The following is a 24,108-nucleotide window of genomic DNA, read 5'->3' on the forward strand; positions in this document are numbered from 1 at the left end:
ATATTAATATTCTTCCGCGACCATAGTGACGGACTCTCGCTCCGCCAGAATACAGTCGCCTCACGCGACCCAACTGTCAGAGACCCCCTGAAAATCGGCACCATCAAGAAATGACCTGTGAACTTCCGTTGCCTGCAATGGTGGGCTACGGGTGATGCGCGTCGGGATGATCGGAAGCAGGAATCCGATGCCTGTCCGAAAACCGGTGGCGAGGCTCTTGGCCATCGTTCCGGTGACCGATAGCGGCCATGGCCGGACGAAACGCAGGACCTGCCGGGACGACGGATGCCATCCTCACTCGGGATCGAGCGTCCCTCCAGCGGAGTTCGCGCGGTAAGAATGAGCCTGACGCTCAGATTCCGGCCTGGTCCCTGACCGCATCTGCCGCCTCGAAATGCGCCAATTGATCCTGATGCGCCTTCTGGAAAGCCGGGCGATTGCAAGCGCGCGCGACGTAGGCCCTGAGTGCTCCGTAATTCTCCAGCTTGCCCAGCTTGTTCGGCATGCGAAGCGCGTCGGACATCAGGATATCCGCGATCGTGAAACGTGAGGCCGCCAGCCATTCCCGCTTTTTCAAGACCGCCTCCAGCCGGTCGAAACGCTGCTCCATCCAGCCGGCGAGGGGATTTTCCTCCGGTCCGGACAGGTTGATGAACCACCAAGCACGGTGACCATCTCGATCGAGTTCAGCCCGGCGATCAGCCATTGCAGCGTATCGGCTTTTCCCCTGGCCTCGCGGGGCATCAGTGTTTCGCTCTTCTCCGCCAGGTGCAGAAGGCAGGCCCCACTCTCGAAAACGCGAATATCGCCATCCTCAAGGAAGGGGATTTGCGCGAAGGGTTGCCTGGCGAGGTGATCGGGGCCGCGATCATCGAAGGGGACGGTCGCGACGACATAGTCTATGCCCGCCTCCTCAAGCGCCCAACGAAGCCTGAGATCGCGCACATAACCGCGCGGGCCCCTGGGCACCCAGTCATAGGTCCAGATCGTCACCAGTTCGGACATCCCGGTATCTCCTCGACGGTGTGAGCCGAGAATAGCACATTGCCACCCAGGGCCGATACCGTGGAGATCGGGCGCGCCGCGAGACGATCGAGTGGCAATTTCCGGCAAGGCAATATCGACCGCAGGATGGTGAGCGCGGCCCGGCAAGGGGATGATGGTGACGCCATCTTGAAACGGCTTCACCAGGCCCCGCATATCTTCGGGGATGATCGGGGCGGGCAGGGCCGAATTGCCGCGATTGCGCAACCTTGCGTGCCTGTTCGCTTGACATCCATATTCCCGCCCCCTATCGACCCGCTCCTTGTCTCGAACCGGAGGGATGGGCATGGCACGGCAGGCCCGCATCTTGGGTGTCGATTTCGGCACCTCCAATTCGGCTGCGGGCTATCTTTGCGATGGCAAGCCACGGCTGATCCAGATGGCGCCCGGCCAGACCACGCTGCCGACGACCTTCTTTTTCGACTACGAGACCCGGCAGACATTGATCGGCGAGGCCGCCAACAGGGCGCTTCTGGACGGTGCGGAGGGGCGCTTCATGCGTGCGCTCAAGCGGGTGCTCGGCACCACGCTGATGCATGAGACACGCCAGATCCTCAACGAAAGGGTGACCTTCGTCGAGATCGTCGCCCGCTTCCTGAACCGGATCAAGATCCGTGCCGAAGCCGAAGCCGGGATTGTTTTCGACCATGTCCTGTCGGGCCGGCCGGTGGTGTTCCACGGTTCCGGCGATCCGCGCGAGAAGCAGGCCGAGGCGGATCTGCGAAGCTGTTACCTGGCGGCGGGGTTTCGCGAGGTGGATTTCATGCCCGAACCCGAGGCCGCCGCCATTGCAGGCGGCGCGCTGGAACAACCCGGCGCGATCGGGCTGATCGTCGATGTCGGGGGTGGCACCTCGGATTTCTCGCTGTTCCGTTCCGGCAATGAGGGCGTGACGATCCTTGCCAATCACGGTGTGCGCATCGGTGGCACGGATTTCGACCGGTCGATCAATATCGATCACGTGATGCCGCTGCTGGGCAAGGGAACCGAGTTGCGCAAGGCGATGGGACCGGGCATGTCGCCCACCCCGAACGCGATCTTCAACGATCTTGCCACATGGGAGAAGATTCCCTTCGTCTATACGCCGCAGAACCGCCGGATGGTCGCGGAGATGGTGCGCCTGGCACAGTTTCCGGACCGGCTGTCCCGTCTGGCGACGGTGCTGGATGACGAACTTGGTCATGACCTGGCCTTTGCCGTCGAACGCGGCAAGATCGCCACCAATGACGGAGACGGGCAGTCCCGCATCCTGCTGGACCAGATCGAGCGCGGCCTGTTTGCGCCATTGCCAGCCGATGGAATGGCGCGGAGCCTTTCGCGGCACGCGGAATTGCTGGCAGGCGGAGCGCGGGAAACGCTGCAAATCGCCGGCATTGATCCGGCGGAGGTCCAGCAGGTGATCTATGTCGGCGGCTCCAGCCTGATGGCCATGGTTTCGGACACGATGAAGGCACAATTCCCTGCTGCGCGCCATTCGTTCAGCGAGGTTTTCACCGCGGTCACCGACGGGCTGGCCATCGCGGCGGGGCGCTGACCGCCGCATGGCAATCGCCGGATGGGGCTTTGGACAGGTGCAGGCAATTCCATGGGAACCCTGCGGGGCGGCAATGTCTTTGCCCGATCGTGAACTCGTTCCCGAGAATCGGCAATGTTTTCACAGCTCATGGCAAGAGAGGCATCCGGTGGTTCGATCACGGGAGGAATTGTTCCCGCCTGCCGCCCGTTCCACGGTCCTTGCGGACGAAATGTTACGCCATGGCCGGTTTCGTGCTACCGATCACATGGGATCGACGTTTCAGGCTGACCCAAATACAGGAGAATACTGGTGCATCCCGAGGACATGGCGGCCCATTTCGGGCCCCTTCTGAAACTGGAGCTTGAGCAACTGAAATCGGCGTCCTCCGAAACCGCCGATGCCCGCAAGCCGGTGGAACTGGATCAGCAGAGCGTCGGCCGATTGTCACGCATGGATGCGATGCAAAACCAGGCGATGGCGAATGCCGTCGATGCGCGGCGCTACCAGCGTATTGCCGCCATCGAGGCAGCACTGCACCGGATCGCCGAAGGAGAGTTCGGATATTGCGAGGAATGCGGTGATCCGATTCCCCTTGCCCGTCTTCAGCTCGATCCGATCTTCACCCTCTGCGTGGGCTGCAAGGGCGCTCGGCACTGAAGCCTTGGGGCTTTTGCTCAGACCAGTTCACGGGCGCGAAAACCGAATCTCGGCTGCAGCCACAGATAGATGCCGGACCAGGACAGGCACCATGCGGCATAAACCACGGCCTGCCGTTCGAGATTGATCCCCAGGTCGATCAGAACCCCGGAGATCCCCGGCCCAAGCGCAGTCGCGGCCACGAGCGCCGCCGTGGCAAGGGACCGCACCGCCCCGATATGCGCGGTGCCGTAAAGCTCGACCCAAAGCGCCCCGATGATCGGATTCATGACGCCCTGCGTCAGGCCGAAGCACAGGAAGATCAGCGGAATCGCCCAGACCGGATGCAGCGTCGCCACGAGAATGCAGGCCAATGTCAGCGGCAACAGGAATATCGGCATCAGCCGCCATGCCCCGATCCGGTCCACCATGAAGCCGGCGGTCAGGGAGGCCGCAGCGACGGTCAGGGACATGACCGGAAAGAACGCCGTATAGGTCTCGATCGGCCAGCCTTTCAGCGCGGCAAGATTGGCCTGGTGAAAGACGAAGAGCGTGCCGATCCCGGGCATGGACATGATGCCCGGCAGGATCATGAAGAACAGCGGATCGCGCAGGACCCGGGCGCGCGACCAGTTCAGCCCGGTCGGGATGTCGGACAATGCCGCGTCCGGATTGATTGCCCCCGACTGCCGTGCCCGCTTGCTGTCCGGGGGATCGCGAAGCAGGAAAAGCAGCAGCGGGATCAGCACCACCACCAGGAAGATTGCCGTCGCGATCCAGACGCTGCGCCAGCCGAAGGCGAGGATCGAGACTGTCAGCGTGAACGGCAGCAGCGAATCCCCGATGGTGATGCCGAAGGCGGCGAACGAGATCGCCCGGCCCCGAAACCTGTTGAACCAGCGGGCCATGGCGGTCATGGCGATATGCATCAGCATGCCCTGTCCGAAGAATCGCAGGAACATCAATGCCAGAACCAGAAGCGGCAGGCCCTCGACCCGCGACATCAGGACGGCTGTGACCGCAAGCCCTGCAATCGAGGCGCATGCCAGTTTCAGCGGTGCGATCCGGTCGGCCAGCACCCCCGCAAAGACCAGCCCGGTCGCGCTGATCAGCGTCGCCAGCGTGTAGATCGCGCCAAAGGCCCCGTTGCTCAGCCCGAATTCCGCACGCAGCGCGGCATTGAACTGGGCGATGAAATTGGTCTGCCCCGGCATCGTCGCCAATGTCATCACGACCCCGCCGAGGATCCAGCGGACCTGTGGGCGTGTCAGTTCCGAGAGCGGCGGTGACTTCGGCCGTGTGTCTTGCATGGTTGCCGTCTTGAAATATGGATTGCGCTTTGCAGCAGCTCGCGGAACTGCCGGTAACGTGATCTTTGCATATCTCCCGATGGCAGGAGTTTCCAGCGCTGCTTGTCAGGGGTTGCCTCTGGTTCGACCTTGACAGCTGCGACGCAATCCTGAAAAATCCGGCCAGCGGCTGCAACCATCCGGGTGTCCGGGATCGATGTTCATGGCAACGGCAGGTTGCGTTCTGGCTGTGTAATTGCGGAATCCGGTCATGATGCGTTGACGATGATCATGCCACAGATAGGAGTTCTTGAAACGGTTGATGTTTGCCGTGGCCATAACCCGCAATTTGGAAACCGGCAGTGCGCCGCAGGACGAGCTGCTGTTGCCAGAGCGCCCCGTTTCGTGATTCGGTGGCCGGTTCGATAGCAGCTTATTATGAATCGCGTTTTTCTGGCAGGAATTTACATAAGGTCATGTTTAAATGGAGAGTGAAATGCTTGACGCGGAAATCCCGAACATCACCAGAGGCCGTGATGTTTTATGCCCAAAAATCCCATAAGATACTTTCGCAGCATGTTTCAATGAAATGCATCATATCGAGATCGATGGCAATTTTTTGAGAGATGCCGGAGAGCACATGCTCCTTTTCGATTCCGCTGCAATAAGGGAATCGGAAATCTGAGTGCCCTCCCTGCGCCCCGGTTGCCATGGATTGCCGGAGATATGTCTCACGGGATGCGGTGAATGACTGTGCCCGGATGTTGATAGGTTTTCGAGGCGATCTGCCTGCCCGCGCGGCGATCGGACCGGAACAAGGAATATCAGGCTCGTCCCCGGGGCCTGGGCTTCACAAGCGGGAGACGGCATGTCTCCGATTCGGGCGATCACTTCGGATTTCAGCTACATTCCGCTGAATTCGGTTCGTACAGGAGATGGGGGTTTACTCCCGTGCGTGGATACTAAAAAGCTGACGGCAAACCCGATAGAGTCGTAGTTGCTGCGGCGATGTGGGCAGACCGCGTGTCATGAGAGAGGATTTGAGCATATGGCTATTGCGACTGTTGTTACGTCGATGAAAAATGAAGCGCCATATATTCTGGAATGGGTAGCTTATCATCGGTCCATCGGGTTTGATCGCGTTGTGGTATTCGCGAATGATTGCACCGATGGGACGCATGAAATGCTGTCCCGCTTGCACAAAAAAGGTGAGATTTTTTATTACTTGAATGAAGTGCCGCTTGGAGCGAAGCCTCACTCGCGAGCCTTGAAATTGGCCAACGCAACCGCCGAAGTAAAATCATCTGATTATGTTATGGTTCTGGATGCGGATGAATTCCTTGCCATCAAGAACAAACCTCACGATGTGAAATCTTTAATCTCCTCCATGGAGGCCGCGAATGCAACCATGATGGTTGTTCCATGGAGAATATTCGGCTCTTCCAAACAGCTAACTTTTAAAGACCGTCCCGTAATTGACAGATTTGATCTGTCCATGGATATTTCCAATAACCCAAAGGTTGGGGTTAAAACCCTGTTCAAGCAGAATGAGAATCTTCGGCTCGCAATTCATTTTCCGAAGAAGGTGATGCAAAACGGGCAAAGCCTTGCAAGTGATGATGATTTTCATTGGATCGATCCAGACGGAAACCGCCTCGATCCTGGAAAGCTCACCTGGAACGGCGGCAAGAATCGCATTCTCCGGGAGAACGCCGAGGTAGCTCATTTCATGATCAAGAGCCTGGATGAATATATGCTGAAGATATTCAGGGGCGATGGTCTGATGAATTCCAATCGTCATGGCATCGATTATTGGAGGTCGGCAGATAAGAACGAATCATTGGATCTCAAGCTCGCAAAGTTGGCGCCAAAATTCAGATCGAAATTGAGGCGGTTGAAATCGGACAAGGAATTGAATGATCTCCACTGTCGGGCGGTCGAGAATTGCACAAACCGGCTGAGGAACGTCTTGAAGAGTGAGGCGTCGGTTCAGCTTCGAAACATACTGAAGCGCAGTACGGAAGGTAAGATCACCGAGGCAGAGGTGATTGAATCGCGCAATCTGGTGAAATCATTGTCCCCGGCCAAGGTCTCCGAAAACACCTTGACCGGCGATATTCCCAGATCCGTGCTTCTCAGTATTACCACAATCGGCCTGCGTGATACACCAGACATCGTAAAGAGATTGGAGGCGAGTTGCCGGGATAACGCGACGATGTTCTGGCACGCCAAAGCCTTCGATAAACGTCCCATCACCAATTTGATCGAGGGCGTGAAACGCGCCCAGAAGAACAAGAGATCGACGCAACTGGGATGCCGATATTTCGATAACTTCACCAAATCGGCCCCGGAATCGGATTGGCCACTTGACGAGGAGGTCGTGGTATTTCTGACGCGCGGCAGAGAATCCGTTCTGGACGGTTTCGGTGATTATGTGGTGCGCAGCCGTTCCAAGCACTTGGAAAAGAAACGAAAAGGGTTTCTGCCTCTCAAATCCATCCTGAAAGGAAGCGAGACGGCAGCCGAGATAGAGGATATGATTGCGCGGGGGAAAGTCGAAGATCCGTTTTCACGGTTTGATAGATTTATTGACGAGCATCCAAACACCATCGTCATCGACTTGGACGATCCCGAAAGCACCGAAGACCAACTCTTGAAGCTGAAAGATGCGGGCTCAACTTCAGAATCCATTTCGAATATCCTGAGGGATGCAATTTTTGGAAAACCTGTGCTTGAGGGAACAAAATGACTTCCGGTGGAACCGACAGGCTAATGGATAATGAGAGAATGAATACAGGATCATCGATCGGAAAGCCACTGCGAATTCACTGGTTTCGCAGAGGGGGAGGCAAAGCCGCTGGAAACTTTGGCGACGAACTCGGACCACTCGTCGTTTCACATATTCTTCAGCGCCCCGTCGAGTGGGCGGAACCGGAAAATTGTGATCTGGCGAGTATTGGCAGCATCTTGTCGCAAGTTTCCAAGGCAGCCAACCGAGTTAACCGTAGCAGTGAATTGATGGTTTGGGGAAGCGGTCTGATGGAGGAAGACATTGATCGCTTGCATGGCTGCATCAATCCATTGGCGGTCAGGGGAGTGAATACGCGCAGGGCCCTCGGGCTTAGAGATGATCTTCCATTGGGTGATCCGGGCATTCTATCTGATCTTCTTATCGAACCTCAGGAAAAGAAGCATATTTGGGGAGTCGTTCCGCATTTTTCACATCGAAACTCACCAAAGATTCGGGAGGTTATTCGAGATAATAATTGCCTGCTTATTGATCCGACGTCTCCGGTGCTGGATGTCTTGAAGGCGATTTCGTCTTGCCGAGGGATTGTGTCCTCCAGCCTGCATGGTCTTATCGTTGCCGATAGTTTCCGCGTTCCCTGTTATTGGCTTGATATAAAGAGCCATAAATCGCACGAATATAAATTCGCCGACTACAGCAGCGGTTTTGATCGGAATATTTTTCCACGCCTTGAGCTTGATGAGATTGGCTCTTTGGTTTCCGGAGAACCGGACATATCTCCGTTCATTGTTTCTGATTCGAACAAGACGGCGCTTGTAAACGCACTCAAGGCGGCTTTTTGACATAAGGAAAACGACATATTCTCCTGGGGGAGAGGGATCAACCTTTCTGTCCCTATCCATTGCCGGTCAAGGCGCGTCACCAGGAGACTGCACCCGATTTCAAAAGGCCGTGATGTTGAATGGAGACCCCATGCAGGCTAGCGGGGGGCAGAATAACCCGGGCCGATACCGGTGGAAATGCCCCACCGAGCCACGCCGTTCAGCTCCCACAGGAGGTGCCCGGGAGGAGTTCCTTGCTATCCGGAAAGCGCCTCTGCCTCAGAGCCTCGTTTGAACGGCGAACGTCCTCGAGAATCATCTGGCGTGCCTGTGCAGGCAGATGGATTCTTCCGATGCCTGCGGGAACGAGGGACTCGATCAAGACACGGCAGAGTTTCCGCGCAATGCGCCCCGAGGTCTTCGACCGCAAACCTTCCGGCACGAAGGAATTGCATCGACGAACGAGTTCCGCTTGCCGCATCGAATATTGTTTGTTTCGTACCAGCGGTTGTCGAGACATCCCGTCCAGAGGCAGCCCCGCAACAGTGCAGAAATCGTCTACGAGATTACCTTTCGCGAGACACCGGCGATCGAAAACCCGAACTTCCAGCGCGTCGGGACCGAACACACGTTCCCAACGCAGGACCATCTGGTTCAAGTTGGGAGGTTTCGCAGTGGTTAGCCATGTTTCGAATGACAAATGTCCCCCATTGCGCAGATACTGGGAATAATCGCTTTCCAGGAATTGATCCTGCCGACGGATATAAAGAATGATGCGCGTTTCCTTGAAACGTTCCGCAAGCCAGTCGCGCAGCGCCGATATGCCGGGGTGCCCGCGAGACGGTATGCCGAGATATTCACATGAGAAGACCATCGTGTGAGCCCCGGTCGAGGAAAGATCGGCTGCAACCGCCGCTTCGAAGCGTTTTACAACCTTTGCCTGACTGGATATGTCGCGGATACCCAGGCTGGAGCACAGAAGAGGGTTGGAAACGATCGCACCAAGGCGGTGGTGGACGGTAACGGCGAGCTCCGGCTGCTCGATCAGGCGGCTGTAACGGCGATACAGGATGCCCTGCTGGCGCAGCGACGCCCTGTTCGTCCACAGGAATTTCTGGATGGAAGTCGTCCCGGTTTTGGGGTGACCGATATGGACAATGGATTTCACGGATTGTCCTTTGTGGCGATGGAATATCGGCGGAAAATAGTCATGGGAAAGCCGGCGCTGCAAGGCCGCACCAAACTCTGGCAGAACTTGGCGTGAAGGCGCGGCTTTCGCTTTGTCCATTTTCCCCGGGCCACGGAATGACCTCGGCGACCTGCCCGCCGGAAGGCCGGGTCGGGATACATGCGGCTGCTCTCTTGCCGGGAAAGGGCGGTCATCACGCCACCAGGCGGGTGCCGTCCTGCCCGGATATGCGCGTTTCCATCAACGCGCCCTCGGGTTGGTCCTCGGCGAAAGCGACCTCGGTGAACTGCTCGGTCCGGCCCAGGCGTGGACCCTCGGTCAGCACGTGGTGCATCTGCCCCACCTGCGCCTCCAGATGCTTGCGCAGCGCGTGCTCGCCGGCCTCGCGCAGCCGAGCGGCGCGTTCGCGGATCACCGGCCCCTTGACGGCAGGCATCCGCGCCGCCGGGGTGCCCTTGCGCGCCGAATAGGGGAAGACATGCAGGAAGGTCAGCCCGCAATCCTCGACCAGCCGCAGGGAGTTCTCGAACATCGCCTCGGTCTCGGTGGGAAAACCGGCGATGATATCGGCGCCGAACACGATCTCGGGACGCAGTTTCCGCGCCTCTTCGCAGAACCGGATGGCATCGTCGCGCAGATGGCGGCGTTTCATCCGTTTCAGGATCATGTCGTCGCCCGCCTGCAGGGACACGTGCAGATGCGGCATCAGCCGGGATTCAGAGGCGATGGCCAGCATCAGGTTCTCATCCGCCTCGATCGAGTCGATGGAGCTGATTCGCAAGCGCGGCAAATCCGGCACCAGCCGCAGGATCCGCATCACCAGGTCGCCCAACCGGGGCTGCCCCGGCAGATCGGCTCCCCACGAGGTCAGGTCCACCCCGGTCAGCACCACCTCGTTGAAGCCGCGCCCGACCAGCCGCTTGATCTGCTCGACCACCACGCCCGCCGGGACGCTGCGCGAATTGCCGCGCCCATAGGGGATGATGCAGAAGGTGCAGCGGTGATCACAGCCGTTCTGGACCTGCACATAGGCGCGGTGACGGCCGAAGCCGTCGATCAGGTGGCCCGCGGTTTCCTTTACCGACATGATGTCATCGACGCGGATTTTCTCGGTCTCGCCGATCAGGTCGGGGCTGCGCATCTGCGCCCATGTCTCGGGCTGCATCTTTTCGTGATTGCCGATGACGCGGGTCACTTCGGACATGGCGGCAAAGGTTTCCGGCTCGGTCTGCGCCGCGCATCCGGTCACGATTACCGGGGCGCCGGGATTTTCCCGCGCCAGCCGCCGGATCTCCTGCCGCGCCTTGCGCACCGCCTCGGCCGTCACGGCGCAGGTATTGACCACCACCGCGCCAGACATGCCCGCGGCCTCTGCCATCTCGCGCATGGCCTCGGTCTCGTAGGCATTCAGCCGACAGCCGAGCGTGGAGAAGACCGGCGCGCTCATGCAGACAGCCATTCCGGCGTCAGCACGCCCGAAAAGACATGCGCCGTCGGCCCTTCCATCCAGACGCCATCCTCGCGCCAGTCGATATGCAGCAGGCCTCCGGGCACATTGACCCTGACCCGCCGACCCGTAAGCCCGCGCCGCGCCGCAGCCACCGCCGCCGCGCAGGAACAGGAGCCCGAGGCCAGCGTCGGGCCGGTTCCCCGCTCCCATATCCGCAGCAGGATTTCACTGTCCGAGATCACCTGCACGATCTCGACATTCGTGCGCTCGGGATACAGCGGGTGATGCTCATGCTCGGAGCCGAATCCGTTCAGGTCGATCGCCGCGGCATCCTCGGTGAAGAAAGTCATATGCGGGTTTCCCATTCCGGTCGCCGCCGGATCGCCGGGGACCGGCAGGTGATCGATATCGACCTCCTGCGCCAGCGGTATCTGCCGCCAGTCCAGCACCGGCTGTCCCATATTGACCCGCGTCAGCCCATCCCCGGCATCCTCGGCCAGCAGCACCCCGTGATCGGTGCGCAGGCTGAGCCGGTCGCGCCCCGTCTCGTCCATGACATGGCGGGCGATGCAGCGCGTGGCGTTGCCGCAAGCCGAACTGAGCGAGCCGTCGCTGTTCCAGAACCGCAGCCTGACATCCGCCTGATCGTCCAGCTGGATCGTGGCGAGCTGATCGAATCCGATCCCCCGGTTCCGGTCGGCAATACGCGCGACAAGACCCTCCGCCGGAGGTGTTCCCCCCGAACGCAGGTCGATCACGACGAAATCATTGCCCAGCCCGTGCATCTTCATGAAGGGCAGGCCGGAGGGAAAATCATTGCTCATGATCCCGCATATAAGCCGCGGGAAAAAAATCCGCCAGTGAGGATCGCTTTTCCGCTTGACGCTCACCGCCGCCAATCCTAGTAAGCCCCCCGTTGGGCCCGTAGCTCAGTTGGTAGAGCAACTGACTTTTAATCAGTGGGTCACAGGTTCGAATCCTGTCGGGCTCACCACTGCTTTCATTGAAAGACGACACTAGGTTTGTCGCTTTCGACAAAAGTTTAACGCTTTTCGACAGGTGGATTGTCGCTTGTGGCTCCGTCTGTCGTGCTTGAGCGGACAGCCGCTTCGAATCCAACAACTAGCTTCATAAGGGCCCCAGCGACGCAAGAACAAGAACAAGTGCCTTGAGTTGTGTGGTTAGCTACGAATGCTCGTTTGAGGCCCTTTTTTAGATGGCTTCGGCAGACAGAGTTGTAAGCAGCCTGTGGCGTGGACGGGCTTGACCCGAGGCTCGGCGTCGCCAACGGCCGAGGTACCCCGCGTCTGGCATGACCTGCGCGAAGAAGGATTCGCCTACTGACCGCACCGGATTGAATGGCTGATGAGATTGAATGCCGTGTGCGCACGCTCCAAGCGGCGCGGGAAAGTTGGTGATGGCGCCTGAGGGGTGGCATATCATGGCCGTGTTCAAGACACCGTCAATTCTCCGAAGAGAAAAGGATGTGCCACGCGACGAAGCCTACCATCACGGAGTTGCCTGATCCATCAGGATTTTCTTTCAACCCGCTGACGGCGCAGATCGGCGCACTGTATTTGTCGGATGTAATCTCCCCGCAACAGCCGTTTGAAAATGCCCCAGATGTTAGCGTCGAGGTCAGTCCGGATTGAAAAAACTTCCGCCGAAAAGGCTGAAATAAAAATCCCGCTGCACAAAGAATGTGCAGCGGGTTATTCCGCAGCCCCACTATGTGGGACTGACTACGTCAGATGGACCAACAAACTAGCGCCAGCCGAATCTGATTGTTTCCGCAGCCCCATTGTGTGGGACTGACCAAGTTGTCCGCAACTCAATGCTCCGGACGCCTCCAACTATATATCTTCTAAGCTTCGATGACAAGGAACGTCTGATCAACGCGTTCTTCTACGCCAGGATTTCGGTGTGAACAGCTTGGCAGTGGCGTGACGCGGTTCCAGGGGCGGGTTTCGCAGTTTTCCATCCGTCGGCGTGGCGGCTTTCCCTGCGCCTGGGGCGTCACTTCAAGGGTTAGTTTTGGCTAACCAAGCGTGGCGCAGAGTTGGTGCATCTGTTTGTCGAACTGATCCCATATATAGCGCGACAGCTCACTTAAGAACGCCGCGACAGCTAAGATGAGAATCTGCGAGGCGCTCGATAACGTCATACACGGTAGCGAAGGCGGGAAGCGCGGAGACATCGATTATCGCAGCGTTTCCCGCCTTCGTGGTTCAACGGGCGGACTCCGGAAGTTCGCTGCAACAGCCCACAGGCTCCGACAGCAAATAAAAAGCTGACATTGATCTTGAAACACAGCAGAGGTAACCTGAGAGGCTATGATGCTATTGCGCGCCATGTATTGGCGGCAAAGTTGCAATTCACCCTACAATGAGGATCTGGATGCCCAAAAATACGCTGGATAAGCTTCTACCAATTGCAAGAATTCCAGACGAAAATCGCGGCGAATGGCTAGAAAACGCTGACCAGAGCATTGAAATCTTCAAGGACATTCTGAAAGCCGACGAGATCGTGATTTATGCATCCGGTCCGCATATGCTAATTCATTCGGTATTAACCCCTAATGAGGTGCTTGACCCACCCGACCATGCTGATCTTGATCGGGCTTACATCATGCCAGATGACTCTTGGATCATTCAGCGAGCTTATGGTGGCGGTGAGGGGTATCGCGTTTATCTGCAACCACCATTGGACCACCCCGGCTGCCAATCGCTTGTTGGCAGCGAAAAGCTGGTGTTTGTGCGCTCGTTTGAAGGCGTCAAAGACTATGAACCTACGATAGAAATCAGCCAGAAGCTTGTGCATGCGCTTGGACTGTACTTCATGGATGAGCGGAATGCCTATTGTAGGCTAAATAATCGAGGCGAAATTGAACCGATCATTTCTGTTTATCGGGATGTTACTCATGATCCCTGGCAACAAGTGCGCGCGGTCACGATACGCTCGCATGATTTGGCAAGCTACATGGCTCTTACTGGTACCAGTTTGGTCAGCCTGTTTGATTTCACACGGTTCGCTATGGGTGGGTTCAACGGCTGGCCCGAAGGCGCTGAGGATGTTTTCGAGACTAGGGACCTGTTTTACAGGCAACGAAAGGTTCCTCAGCACGCCAGCTATGTTAACGGACAGATAATCCTCCGTACCAGTCTTACTCCGGAAGCTCTGGCGGAAGAATGGAAAGCAGAAGAGGAAAAAAGCAATCTACAGTATGCGTCCTTTCTGATCATCGACCGCAAAAATGCGGATGAGTTGGTTGAAACCTCGTGCTCGCCCGACCACATCGTCAATTACTTCACAGATTCAGGCTTGCCATGGGAGATTTCGCCCGCCTTTTTTAGACCCGAAGTGCTTCAGAAGTACAAGGCCGATCCAGAGAAATACACCTTTGGTGACCGAAGCATTAGCTGCCGTGGCGCATGGCATCTCAAAACCTATGACATCAATGAGGCAGGGCAAGTGCATACCTATATCGGCTACTTGGCAAACCTGCCCTATGATGAGCAGCTATATTGGCAGTCATTCAACGAAGCGCCAAAGGCTGGAATTTCTGAACGGGCCTATCAAACCGACATTCTCGGCGAATTTACGACAACAGATGATTTCTTGGAGGATGTAAAGCGTATCATCGCCGAGCTGGATCAAGACCCGCCGTCTTGGTGGAAACCGCGCGGTTCGGAAATGCGCGATGCCGTCCACTATCCGGTGACGGATTCGTCGTCGGAGTGGGGCGACGAAATTCTGGCACTAGACCACCTCGCCGTAGAAGGCTTTCTCGCTAAGGGCTTGAGGGCGATCATCGACGCTAACACGGGCGTCTACGAGAAGGATTGGGGCTCACTTAAGTTGCTTGAGGTCGCCCTTGCGTCAACGGGAAGAGCCGAAGATCAGGCCAAAGATGCCGTTGCTCCGCTTCGCGAGCTACATGCCTTACGCAACCCTGCAAAGGCACATGGTGATCCAAAGGGTCGACGCCTAGCAATAGCGGTTGCTCGCAAACGCCATGGAACTTTGAGGAACCAATTTAGCGATTTGTCACAACGACTGGCTGCAGGACTAAACGTGATCAAGGCTACGCTGCCAAAATAGGAACACGAAGATAAATTGGGAAAATGAGCGCCATTAACTACCTTCATGAACTGAATCTGCCTGAAAGCTGCATTTCGCCAAAGCTACGGGAACTACTCACCCCAGTTGGGTTGGACCCATTTGAGCGCCCTGAGATTACGACCCGCTATGAGCATGACCAATACGGACCTGGCTACGAGTACGTTCATATGGTTATGGCCTTGACCGATGAAGCTGACGCGCTCTCGGTTGCCAATTTCGGCGAAGTTTCAGACGGCGTTGTCAGCTTTTCGACCCCTGTAGTTGATGAATGCGGTGGATTGGCTGGCCACGCACCTAGCATATCAGGTCACGACTACGTTGTTGCGTCTTATGGCAATGGGTCGTTTTACAGTTATCACCTGGCAGAGAAACTATGGATGGCGCTTGGCTTGTCGCCCCGTTGTGTCGGAGGTGACGACCAGAGACTGATTTACGATGACTTATCGCTGCCCGAGTTTGGTATTGCTGAAGGCGAAATCTCCAGTTCGTACTACTACCGGGCTAGTCGCAACGTAAGTTGGCGAATGTCGAACGAGTATCTGCGAAAATACCTGTGGATGCAGGGGAAGCACGGGACAAGAGTCTTTTTCTACGAGGCAAACATTCAAGAAACTAAAGAGATTTCAGATCTTTTGAGGGATGGCGGTCACTTTTGTGCGAAGCCCGAAAATGGTTGGTACGAACTAGACATTCGACGGATCAACGGAAAGACTTTGATGCAGCTTTGGGCCGTAGTTTGCGCCGTTACTCCGGAGCTGTGCGCTGTGCAAGCCGCCGCCGGTTTGAGTTGGCCTGGCATTGCCGGAGTTGTGGATCATCAGCGTGCAAACGCTCTAGTCGAACCGACGCCAATTTTTCTCGATGACCGATTCCTCGAGAGGTACGAACAAAACAGTTTCTACCAAACCACTCCTTTCCAGACACATGGTGATTGGACGTGTAATCCTGCATACTCAGGGCAATGGTCATTCACCGATTGCAGGCGCGTCGGGCGAAACCTGATCAGAGTTAGGCTGAGAGAACTATACAAACCGAAGCCTGATAGAGAAATTGTTTGGGCACATGCGCACGTTGTTCCTCAAAAAATAGTAGACCAAACTGACTTGAACGAAGAGCATATCGTTGCCAAAGTTCAGGGGTTTCTGGAGGCACTTCTGGACCTGGCGGACGGCGTAGCTTGGCTAGCAACTGATCTCGGCCTTGGAGGCCCGACGTGCGAAGAATTGATCGGTATTTCTAGGGAAGAACTAGAAGCCGAGCATTGGTTGCCTTACCCCAAATTAAGTCGCCTTGCTCAAGTAGCCCCGTTAAGCATGTCCGAGCAACAATTTCTTTCTCGATGCAAAGAGATCCACGAACTATGGCAGAAGATACCTAACGGAATATTGAGGCGGATTGTAGATCAAGGGGGGCACGATCCTAAAAGCTACAAAAGCTTTGGCAGTCTCAAACTGTTGCAGATACTGACCAATATTCTCGAGCGTCTTAACAGTAATCAAGAAACGACGGCGAATTTCAGCGGTGGCCACCAAGACTCAGAAATATCTGATCGCAATGCCAATCTAGCACCTCTTTTTCTCACGGCTGACTTAAGGAATGCCGATGCCCACACGGGTGGATCAGTGTCGGAAACATTGACCCGACTGGGTTTCGATATGTCACAAACCAATTCAGGCTACGGCACGGCATTGGACTTTGTTTTTGATCAAAACATTGCTGCATTCATTTACATAGGCGCTGAGATAAAGGCGCTTCAAGCTCGGAGTTCTTAGGTCAGGTGCTAGAGCCATACCGTTGCAGACGTTGGTAAGAGGTCGACCGTTCGCGAACGGCAGCTTTGCTTGGCCGCGACGCAGCATGTCTACGCCGGAACGAGCGACAGCTATGGTGAAGGTTTTCCGATGCGGGTCGGTGCGAAACTGAATGTAGCGCTTCGTCTCCTCCCGCCCGCAGGTCAACGGGTCTGATATGCGCTGCTTCGACCTCTGCACGCCCATCACCATTGATAAGGCGCAACTGCATATTCCCAATGGATTGATTCCCGAGTCTCATCAATTTTGACTCGATGGTCTCATCACGTTTGAAGAACCAGCGCTCCACCCGTCTGGATGACGGCGCATGCGCAACGATAGCGAAGGCGGGAAGCGTGTAGACATCAAGTATCGCAGCGTTTCCCGCCTTCGCGGTTCAACGAGCGGGAAGCGGAAGTTTGCTATAAATGCAAACAAACTTCTATTCGATTGCGAAAACCGGACTGGATGCTGCAAGCTCCATTCCCGGCAGTCGACTAGTTCAAAGATCCGCTTGGTGATCCCCCGGCCAGTTCTGGCTGGGGCTACTGATCTGACTACTTCATCTCAGCCTCAGCCTTTTTCGGCCGCCGCTCGTATCGATTGAGATTCTCGCTGCTGTGAAAAGCATTTTCATTGCCAGACCATCATCCTCTGGCTAGCCTGATGACAGCCCAGAAAATGGGCGCGCATAGTTACCCTGCGTATCAGGGGGCTTGGAGGCTGCGGTGGACAACGAGAGGTCAGAACTTCGCTGGGGAGTCGAGCAGCGTCTCGAGTTCATAGAGTTCCGCCTGTTCTGGGAGGGACATGTGAATCGCAGCGACCTGATGGAACAATTCGGGGTCTCGGTGAACCAAGCTTCCACCGACCTGAATCGGTACATCGGCTTCGCACCCGATAACATGGTCTACGACAAGAGTGCGCGGACTTACGTGCGAGGCCCCGCGTTCAGGTCCCGTTTCCTCGAACCGGATGCAAGCCGCTACCTCGCCCAGCTTCGTTCGGTGGCGGACGGGATCCTCGACCGCGAGGATTCATGGATCGCCGATCTCCCGCCCTTTGCGTTCGCGCCGACACCTGTGCGCGGCGTTAATCCAGTGACACTTCGGTCGGTGGTCGGCGCCATACGGCGATCCGAGGCGGTCGAGGTGAAGTACCAGTCCCTGTCCAGTCCAGAGCCGCGTTGGCGTTGGATCGCTCCGCATGCAATCGGGTTCGACGGGTTCCGCTGGCATGCACGGGCATTCTGCCTGACCGACGAAGCGTTCAAGGACTTCCTGCTCTCGCGAATACTGAAGATTCGCGGGTCGCGGGAGAGCGAAGTGCCTATGGCGGACGACCGCGACTGGAATACCGAGGTTACCCTGGAGATCGGGCCTCACCCCGCTCTGTCGCAAACTCAGGCAAGGGTCATCGCGCTCGACTACGGGATGCGCGAGGGCAAGGCGAAGATCAAGGTCCGACGCGCGCTGTTGTACTACGCGCTGAGGCGTCTCGGACTTGATACTGATCCCGGCGCGAGGAAACCACAAGACCAGCAGATCGTACTTCTCAACAGGGAGGTCATTCATGAAGATCATGGATAGACTGTCCCGCATCTTCAGCAGTTGCGACCAAGCGAAGAGCGAACCGGAAAGCCATGTTCTTGGCTCTTTCGAGATCCGGCTAATCGCCGAAGGGAAGCTCGAGAGGCTTGCCGATCTTGCGGCATCCTCTCGCCTCCACGCGGCCGACCCTAAGGGAGATACGCCACTCCACCTTGCCGCGCGCATGGGCAAACTTGCCGTTTGCGATCTCTTCATTCGGTCGGGTGCCGACCCCGGCTCACTGAACCACGACCGACAGACACCTGCTGATGTGGCGTTTGCCGAAGGTCACGGTCTCGCCGCACAGCTTCTGTCTTCACTTGTTGCGAGGTCGCCGGGGACAGAGACGGTTCGCGAGCGCGAGGTTTCACTTGCGGTCGAGACTGTCGTTGCTGGGTCCGATGCAGTTCCAGAACACCGTTTCGCCGTGATTCAGGAGACGGAGCCAGCAGATACGACTGACGACCTCGATGACCTGCTGAATTTCGAGGCTGAAGCAGAACCAGAGGAATTCTTCGATCAGTACACGGGCGACACGGCATCGGGGACATTCGTAGCGCTCGTCAGTTCGTCACCCGTGGTTTCGGATGAAGAGGACGCGGATTGGGAACTCGACCTTTCACTTGCACCGATTGCCGGAGAGGGCATCGGCTCTAGTGCCGCTTTGGCCGCCGATCACGGTGCAGAGAGTGACTTCCTGCAGGTCCGCAACCGCGGCCGGCAATCGGTCAAACGAGTAGTCGTCCAGACCGGCACGCGGATGTGGATCGACCCGGACCTCTGCTTCACTTGGGCAGAGGAAATTCTGGCCAAGGGACGGTGCTCCCTCGATGATATAGACAGCGTGGTCGCACATTGCGAAGGGAATGGTGATCTCGAGGAACTACGCATCAATCTCCAGCGCAACCTAGAAGCAGCGGGCTTCGATCTCAATCAGGCGTCGGGGTATTATGCTGATCTCTGGGACGCCGCCTCGGACACTTCATCCGATGACCTCGCTGACGCGATCGAGGCAGCCCTTACACGTCGGACGCGCTTGCCCGGTACACAGCGCTTCGTCATGGACAAATCAGACGAGCTGCAACTGCTGGAGCCCATGGTGCGGGCCAAACAGGAACTCCAGCTGGGCATCTTGGCCTCCGAGACCGCCGTCGAAACGATTCTCGACATCATAGACAGCATCCGCGACGGTTCGCGAGACCCCGGCTCGGTCACCCTGAGAACCATCATGCCCTCGCGTTCGAGCCATGCAGAGACGTCCGAAGTAATGGCCGCTGCAGACGCCCTGAGGTCGTGGCACACCACCGGCCGGGTGATGGACGGCAAACGACGGAGAGAAGCACTCGCTGCGCTCGAGGCGTTGGATCTCTCTCTGGCATTCCACAAGGAGTTGGTCCGCAGACTGGAACAGTTCCCAGCATGCCAAGCCGAGGTCAGTCAGCTGGAAGCCGAAATACTGGTATTCGAATCAACCACCGAGCACCTTGTCCGCGAGCACCTGCCTTATGTGCGGCGCTTTGCTTCACGGAACGTGGAGGACGGTGAAGAGCCAGAGGACGTCTTCCAAGTGGCGTTCATGGGTCTGCAGCGTTCCACAAGGCGATTTGATCCCGAGCGTGGTTATCGCTTCCTCATCTACGCCACTTACTGGATGCGGCAGGCCATCACGCGATGGCGCGCTGATGAAGGCGCGGCGATCCGCATCCCCGTGCATCGAAACGAGAAGATCACCAAGCTTGATCGCGCCCTCGACAGGCTGGACGTCCGGGTTGGTGGCGCCGTTTCCGACCTCGAACTCGCCGAAGAGCTGGAATGGGCAATCGACGAGGTCAGACAGTTCCGCAGCATCCCGCGTGAAGCAGAATACCCTACAAGCATTGACGACTGGGACAACCTGCTGCCCGAGCTGTCAGAAGCGGATGTCTTCGACTTGGCAGAAACCGAAAGGATCGTGACAGACACACTAGCTGAGCTGCCGGAACGTCAGGCTGATGTGATCCGGATGCGCTTTGGTATCGGGCGCGATTCTGACATGACCCTCGAGGAAATCGGTCAGATCTACGGAGTGACGCGCGAGCGCATTCGCCAGATCGAGGCGAAGGGCCTTGATCATCTTACCCATCCGGGTCGCAAGCGTCGGCTCCAGGAATTGCTCGGGATGTGACGGAATGGGTGTAAGAAATGCTCCTCCTCATGCCGGTTCGATGCTCGAGTCCCTTCGTGGGCTCGGCTACGCGCCTCCCACCGCACTTGCAGATCTGGTCGACAATTCCATCGCTGCAAATGCGGGCGAGGTCGCCGTTCATCTTGAATGGGCTGGTCCAGAGAGCTGGGTAAGGATCGTCGATGACGGCGACGGCATGGACGACGCGGCTTTGGAGGCCGGCATGCGCCTTGGCGCACGCGATCCGAGGGCTGAACGCGCCACCACTGACCTTGGGCGCTTCGGGCTGGGCCTGAAGACGGCCAGTTTCTCCCAGGCTCGTCGTCTGACCGTCGCCAGTCGGAAGAAAGGTGGACCGGTCGTCTGCCTGCGCTGGGACCTCGATCTCATCGGTCAGGAACCCGGCGCCGAATGGCCACTCTTTGAAGGACCGGCGCCGGGATCAGAGCATCTGCTTGCGCCGCTGGACCAGATGGCCCACGGCACGGTTGTTCTTTGGGAGAAGCTGGACCGTATCGTGACCGATGGCTTCGCGGCGACCGACATGATCGAGCTCGCAGATCGCGTAGAGGCGCATTTTGCGATGACCTTTCATCGTCTCCTCGATGGCCAACTGCCCATGTTACGTTTGGCTCTCAATGGCAGAGGATTGAAGCCGTGGGATCCGTACTTGATGGGACATCCCGGCAAGAGGTTCGAAAGCCCCGAGTATCGGATACTCCACACAACAGGTGTGACTGTGCAATGCCATGTCCTTCCGCATCGCGACATGCTCAAGCCTCTCGAACAGGAAACCGCAGCGGGGCCTGGAGGATGGACGCAGCAGGAGGGCTTCTACGTCTACCGCAACAGGCGTCTCCTGCTCGCCGGGGGGTGGCTTGGCCTCGGCGATGGCGGCAAGCCATGGCCGCGCGATGAAGCTCACAGGCTCGCCCGTATCCGGCTCGATATACCGAACAGCGCGGATACAGATTGGAAGATCAATGTTCTTAAGTCGACAGCCAGTCCCCCGGTGCGACTGCGATCTCAGCTTCACCGTTTGGCAACAGAGACGCGCGACACGGCGAGGCGGGTCTTTGCCCACCGGGGTCACGTCACTCCGGCCTCAGGCACGCGCTCGAACGCAGTCGCCGAAGCATGGCAAGTGCGGCGTTCGGCACAAGGAACGTCGTACCGGATCGCGCGTGACCATGATCTTGTCGCCTCGATCCTTGATCGCGCCGGTTCGCTCAAGTCCGACATCCTCGCACTTCTGAAGCTGATCGAGGAGACAGTTCCCGTGCAGCGCATCTGGCTGGATACAGCGGAAGACAAGGAGACGCCGAGAACTGGTTTCGCCGGAGCGGCAGACAACGAAGTCATGGAGACCCTGTCCTCGATGTTTGAAGCACTGGTGAAGTTCCGCGGGCTCAGCCCGACCGAGGCGCGCGAGCGGCTTGGTCGTACGCCCCCATTCGACCGGCACCTCGATCTGGTTGCAGCCCTTGAAGCGAAAGACACGCAATGACGATTCCAAACCAGAAGGCCTTCGATTCAATCCTTTCCATGGCCCAGAACATGCTCCGCCTTGCCGCGGAACGCGCTCAGAGCCCCGTCACGCCGGAAATGATCGAGAAGGAGCTGACCAAGCTGTCGATCATGATGGAGGACGATTTCGCCCTTGTTGATCGGGACGCACTCGTCGACGAACTGATCCGCCGTTCAAGTCGCACAGTGGGCGAGAACGCCACCCTATCGAACGGTGAGGACCATGTCGCCTGGCTTGATGCAGAAAGGAAGAAGGGCTGGACCTATTGGCAGCGCTACTCGGAATACATGGAAGCCCGCATCCCCTGGACGGCCCTCGACGCCCTCGACGTCGCCACTGACGAAGTCCTTTCACAGCTCGAGGACCCGACCCGGGAAGGTGCTTGGGATCGTCGCGGACTGGTCGTGGGCCACGTTCAGTCGGGGAAGACAGGCAATTATACCGGACTGATCTGCAAGGCCGCCGACGCCGGTTACAAGATCATCATCGTGCTCGCCGGACTGCACAACAACCTGAGAGCACAGACACAGATCCGCCTCGACGAGGGGTTTCTCGGTTTTGCCACCATCGCGGATGCTGACGAGCTCCCAGCAGTGGGGGTCGGACTGATTGACAAGGACATGTCGGTCCGTCCCAATGCTGCAACGAATCGGAGCGACAAGGGCGACTTCAATACGGCCGTTGCCGCGAAGATGAACATCAGCCCAGAACAGCGACCGTGGTTGTTCGTCGTCAAGAAGAACAAGACGGTGCTGGAGCGCCTGCTGCACTGGATCCGCAACCGTGTGGCCAATCACGTAGACCCCGAAACAGGTCGCAAACTCGTCACCAACCTGCCTCTCATGGTGATCGACGACGAGTCCGATCACGGATCTGTTGACACCGGTGAAGATGTCGTGGACGAGTTCGGCAACCCGGATCTCGAACATGAACCCAAGACGATCAACAGGTTGATCCGGTCGATCCTCCATCATTTCTCGCGGAAGGCTTATGTCGGTTACACGGCGACACCCTTTGCGAACATCTTCATTCATGACCGCGGGGAGACTCAGGAGCACGGACCGGACCTCTTCCCCGCAGCCTTCATCACCAGCCTTGCGGCGCCATCGAATTATGTTGGACCGGGTCGTGTCTTCGGATCAGCTTCCAGCACGCCAGAAGACCTGCCTCTGGTGCGCCCGCTTTCGGACGATGAGTTCCAGCCGTGGATGCCGCCACGACACAAGAACGGCTACCGGCCGCGATGGCAGGGGGATGACCGTGTGCCGGACTCGCTCGCAGAAGCGATCCGCTCCTTCGTCTATGCCTGTGCCGTGAGGAAGCTGCGCGGACAGGGCAGCAAACACTCCTCGATGCTCATCCACGTTACCCGCTTCACCTCGGTGCAGAACGCCGTCGTCAACCAGGTCGCAGAGTACGTGCGAGATCTGAAGGGCCGATACACCCGCGGCATCGAGCTCGAGAACCTCGAGGCGTCCATGCGCACGGAGTATCAAGAAACCTTTCTGCCAGGGATGCAGGGTATCCGTTCCGCCCTCGTCGAAGGCGGAACGCTGGAGGACTTCTCGTGGGCCGACATTCGCGCCGTTCTCCCCGACGTGCTGTCCGACATTCGCGTCCGCGAGATCAACGGCACGGCCAAGGACGCACTCGATTATGCCGAAAATGATGGCACCGGCCTCAAGGTGATTGCCATCGGCGGCGACAAGCTGGCGCGTGGTCTGACGCTGGAGGGTCTCTGCACGAGCTACTTCCTTCGGACCGCGCGCATGTACGATACGCTCATGCAGATGGGGCGATGGTTCGGCTACCGCGACGGCTACCTCGATGTCTGTCGCCTCTACACATCACAGGAAATGGTGGAATGGTTCGGGCATATCGCCGACGCCGCCGAAGAGTTGCGCCAGGAGTTCGACAACATGGTCGCGGCCGGCGCCACGCCAAAACAGTTCGGTCTGCGGGTGAAATCACATTCCGTGCTGACGGTTACCTCTCGGGCCAAGATGAGAAACGCTCGAGCGATGCAGCTGACCTATTCGGGTGACCTTCTGCAGACCATCGTGTTTCCCAACCGCAAGGACGACATCACGGCAAACTTCAAGGCCACGGATCGGTTCATCAACGCACTCGGTCCATCGATGGATCTGAACGATCAGCATTTCGTTCCACAAGGTCAGAAGTGGAACGGTCACCTCTGGCGAGATGTACCAGCCTGAGCGTG

16 protein-coding genes and 1 tRNA gene are annotated in these 24,108 nt (G+C 57.6%); 11 read left to right on the plus strand and 6 right to left on the minus strand.

Annotation, left to right across the window (positions count from 1 at the left end):
• Positions 1 to 352: 352 nt before the first annotated feature.
• On the minus strand, positions 353 to 577 hold the full coding sequence (locus tag A7A09_RS21585) for a glutathione binding-like protein (RefSeq protein ID WP_245999356.1): 225 nt from the start codon (positions 575 to 577) through the stop codon (positions 353 to 355).
• Positions 574 to 1,005 (minus strand): glutathione S-transferase N-terminal domain-containing protein, encoded by a 432-nt coding sequence (locus A7A09_RS14055; RefSeq protein ID WP_245999357.1) that lies wholly within the window; start codon positions 1,003 to 1,005, stop codon positions 574 to 576. The genes A7A09_RS21585 and A7A09_RS14055 overlap by 4 nt, the downstream gene beginning before the upstream one ends.
• Before the next feature lie 325 nt (positions 1,006 to 1,330).
• Between A7A09_RS14055 and A7A09_RS14060 the strand changes: the two genes are divergently transcribed.
• Together A7A09_RS14060 and A7A09_RS14065 are read left to right on the plus strand one after the other, a co-directional pair.
• On the plus strand, positions 1,331 to 2,578 hold the full coding sequence (locus A7A09_RS14060) for an Hsp70 family protein (protein ID WP_106692047.1): 1,248 nt from the start codon (positions 1,331 to 1,333) through the stop codon (positions 2,576 to 2,578).
• Between the two features lie 291 nt (positions 2,579 to 2,869).
• Positions 2,870 to 3,217 carry a TraR/DksA family transcriptional regulator gene (locus tag A7A09_RS14065; protein WP_245999358.1) on the plus strand — a complete coding sequence of 116 codons (348 nt, stop codon included), beginning with the start codon at positions 2,870 to 2,872 and terminating at the stop codon, positions 3,215 to 3,217.
• Between the two features lie 17 nt (positions 3,218 to 3,234).
• Here the strand turns inward: A7A09_RS14065 and A7A09_RS14070 are convergent, their stop codons facing one another.
• Positions 3,235 to 4,506, minus strand: coding sequence for an MFS transporter (locus A7A09_RS14070; protein ID WP_106691986.1), 1,272 nt, complete (start codon positions 4,504 to 4,506; stop codon positions 3,235 to 3,237).
• 1,027 nt (positions 4,507 to 5,533) lie between these two features.
• Between A7A09_RS14070 and A7A09_RS14075 the strand changes: the two genes are divergently transcribed.
• Positions 5,534 to 7,234: a glycosyltransferase family 2 protein gene (locus tag A7A09_RS14075; RefSeq protein WP_106691987.1), complete on the plus strand. Its 1,701-nt coding sequence runs from the start codon at positions 5,534 to 5,536 to the stop codon at positions 7,232 to 7,234.
• On the plus strand, positions 7,231 to 8,076 hold the full coding sequence (locus tag A7A09_RS14080) for a polysaccharide pyruvyl transferase family protein (protein WP_106691988.1): 846 nt from the start codon (positions 7,231 to 7,233) through the stop codon (positions 8,074 to 8,076). Before A7A09_RS14075 ends, A7A09_RS14080 begins: the two co-directional genes overlap by 4 nt.
• Positions 8,077 to 8,275: 199 nt before the next feature.
• Here the strand turns inward: A7A09_RS14080 and A7A09_RS14085 are convergent, their stop codons facing one another.
• From A7A09_RS14085 to dapF, 3 genes are all read right to left on the minus strand, one after another.
• Positions 8,276 to 9,343 carry a hypothetical protein gene (locus A7A09_RS14085; protein ID WP_123225490.1) on the minus strand — a complete coding sequence of 356 codons (1,068 nt, stop codon included), beginning with the start codon at positions 9,341 to 9,343 and terminating at the stop codon, positions 8,276 to 8,278.
• A 94-nt stretch (positions 9,344 to 9,437) separates the two neighbouring features.
• Complete coding sequence (gene mtaB / locus A7A09_RS14090) at positions 9,438 to 10,691, minus strand: tRNA (N(6)-L-threonylcarbamoyladenosine(37)-C(2))-methylthiotransferase MtaB (protein WP_106691990.1); 1,254 nt, start codon at positions 10,689 to 10,691, stop codon at positions 9,438 to 9,440.
• Positions 10,688 to 11,518 carry a diaminopimelate epimerase gene (gene dapF / locus A7A09_RS14095; RefSeq protein ID WP_106691991.1) on the minus strand — a complete coding sequence of 277 codons (831 nt, stop codon included), beginning with the start codon at positions 11,516 to 11,518 and terminating at the stop codon, positions 10,688 to 10,690. The genes mtaB and dapF overlap by 4 nt, the downstream gene beginning before the upstream one ends.
• A 94-nt stretch (positions 11,519 to 11,612) precedes the next feature.
• Between dapF and A7A09_RS14100 the strand changes: the two genes are divergently transcribed.
• From A7A09_RS14100 to A7A09_RS14135, 7 genes are all read left to right on the plus strand, one after another.
• Positions 11,613 to 11,688 (plus strand) — tRNA-Lys (locus tag A7A09_RS14100).
• Between the two features lie 1,403 nt (positions 11,689 to 13,091).
• The gene (locus A7A09_RS14105) at positions 13,092 to 14,795 is read left to right on the plus strand and encodes a hypothetical protein (protein ID WP_148043681.1); all 1,704 of its coding nucleotides are present in this window, start codon (positions 13,092 to 13,094) and stop codon (positions 14,793 to 14,795) included.
• A 23-nt stretch (positions 14,796 to 14,818) separates the two neighbouring features.
• Entirely contained in the window at positions 14,819 to 16,588 is a 1,770-nt protein-coding gene (locus A7A09_RS14110; RefSeq protein ID WP_106691993.1) for a hypothetical protein, read from the plus strand.
• A 746-nt stretch (positions 16,589 to 17,334) separates the two neighbouring features.
• Positions 17,335 to 18,195, plus strand: a complete 861-nt coding sequence (locus tag A7A09_RS14120; RefSeq protein ID WP_106692049.1) for a BrxR family helix-turn-helix transcriptional regulator — start codon at positions 17,335 to 17,337, stop codon at positions 18,193 to 18,195.
• Entirely contained in the window at positions 18,179 to 20,359 is a 2,181-nt protein-coding gene (locus tag A7A09_RS14125; protein WP_106691994.1) for a sigma-70 family RNA polymerase sigma factor, read from the plus strand. Before A7A09_RS14120 ends, A7A09_RS14125 begins: the two co-directional genes overlap by 17 nt.
• Before the next feature lie 40 nt (positions 20,360 to 20,399).
• Positions 20,400 to 21,866, plus strand: coding sequence for an ATP-binding protein (locus tag A7A09_RS14130; RefSeq protein WP_245999359.1), 1,467 nt, complete (start codon positions 20,400 to 20,402; stop codon positions 21,864 to 21,866).
• A complete protein-coding gene (locus tag A7A09_RS14135; RefSeq protein ID WP_245999360.1) occupies positions 21,863 to 24,103 on the plus strand; it encodes a Z1 domain-containing protein in 2,241 nt (746 codons plus the stop codon). Before A7A09_RS14130 ends, A7A09_RS14135 begins: the two co-directional genes overlap by 4 nt.
• The last annotated feature ends 5 nt before the right edge of the window (positions 24,104 to 24,108 follow it).

Origin of the sequence: Paracoccus methylarcula, from assembly GCF_003007735.2 — a bacterium.
Classification (GTDB): domain Bacteria; phylum Pseudomonadota; class Alphaproteobacteria; order Rhodobacterales; family Rhodobacteraceae; genus Paracoccus; species Paracoccus methylarcula.

Coding starts and splice junctions, on each gene's coding strand:
- A7A09_RS14055 (WP_245999357.1), bottom strand. CDS start 1,005: ATGTCCGAACTGGTGACGATCTGGACCTATGACTGGGTGCCCAGGGGC.
- A7A09_RS14060 (WP_106692047.1), top strand. CDS start 1,331: ATGGCACGGCAGGCCCGCATCTTGGGTGTCGATTTCGGCACCTCCAAT.
- A7A09_RS14070 (WP_106691986.1), bottom strand. CDS start 4,506: ATGCAAGACACACGGCCGAAGTCACCGCCGCTCTCGGAACTGACACGC.
- A7A09_RS14075 (WP_106691987.1), top strand. CDS start 5,534: ATGGCTATTGCGACTGTTGTTACGTCGATGAAAAATGAAGCGCCATAT.
- A7A09_RS14080 (WP_106691988.1), top strand. CDS start 7,231: ATGACTTCCGGTGGAACCGACAGGCTAATGGATAATGAGAGAATGAAT.
- A7A09_RS14085 (WP_123225490.1), bottom strand. CDS start 9,343: ATGGACAAAGCGAAAGCCGCGCCTTCACGCCAAGTTCTGCCAGAGTTT.
- mtaB (WP_106691990.1), bottom strand. CDS start 10,691: ATGAGCGCGCCGGTCTTCTCCACGCTCGGCTGTCGGCTGAATGCCTAC.
- dapF (WP_106691991.1), bottom strand. CDS start 11,518: ATGAGCAATGATTTTCCCTCCGGCCTGCCCTTCATGAAGATGCACGGG.
- A7A09_RS14105 (WP_148043681.1), top strand. CDS start 13,092: ATGCCCAAAAATACGCTGGATAAGCTTCTACCAATTGCAAGAATTCCA.
- A7A09_RS14110 (WP_106691993.1), top strand. CDS start 14,819: ATGAGCGCCATTAACTACCTTCATGAACTGAATCTGCCTGAAAGCTGC.
- A7A09_RS14125 (WP_106691994.1), top strand. CDS start 18,179: ATGAAGATCATGGATAGACTGTCCCGCATCTTCAGCAGTTGCGACCAA.
- A7A09_RS14130 (WP_245999359.1), top strand. CDS start 20,400: ATGCTCGAGTCCCTTCGTGGGCTCGGCTACGCGCCTCCCACCGCACTT.
- A7A09_RS14135 (WP_245999360.1), top strand. CDS start 21,863: ATGACGATTCCAAACCAGAAGGCCTTCGATTCAATCCTTTCCATGGCC.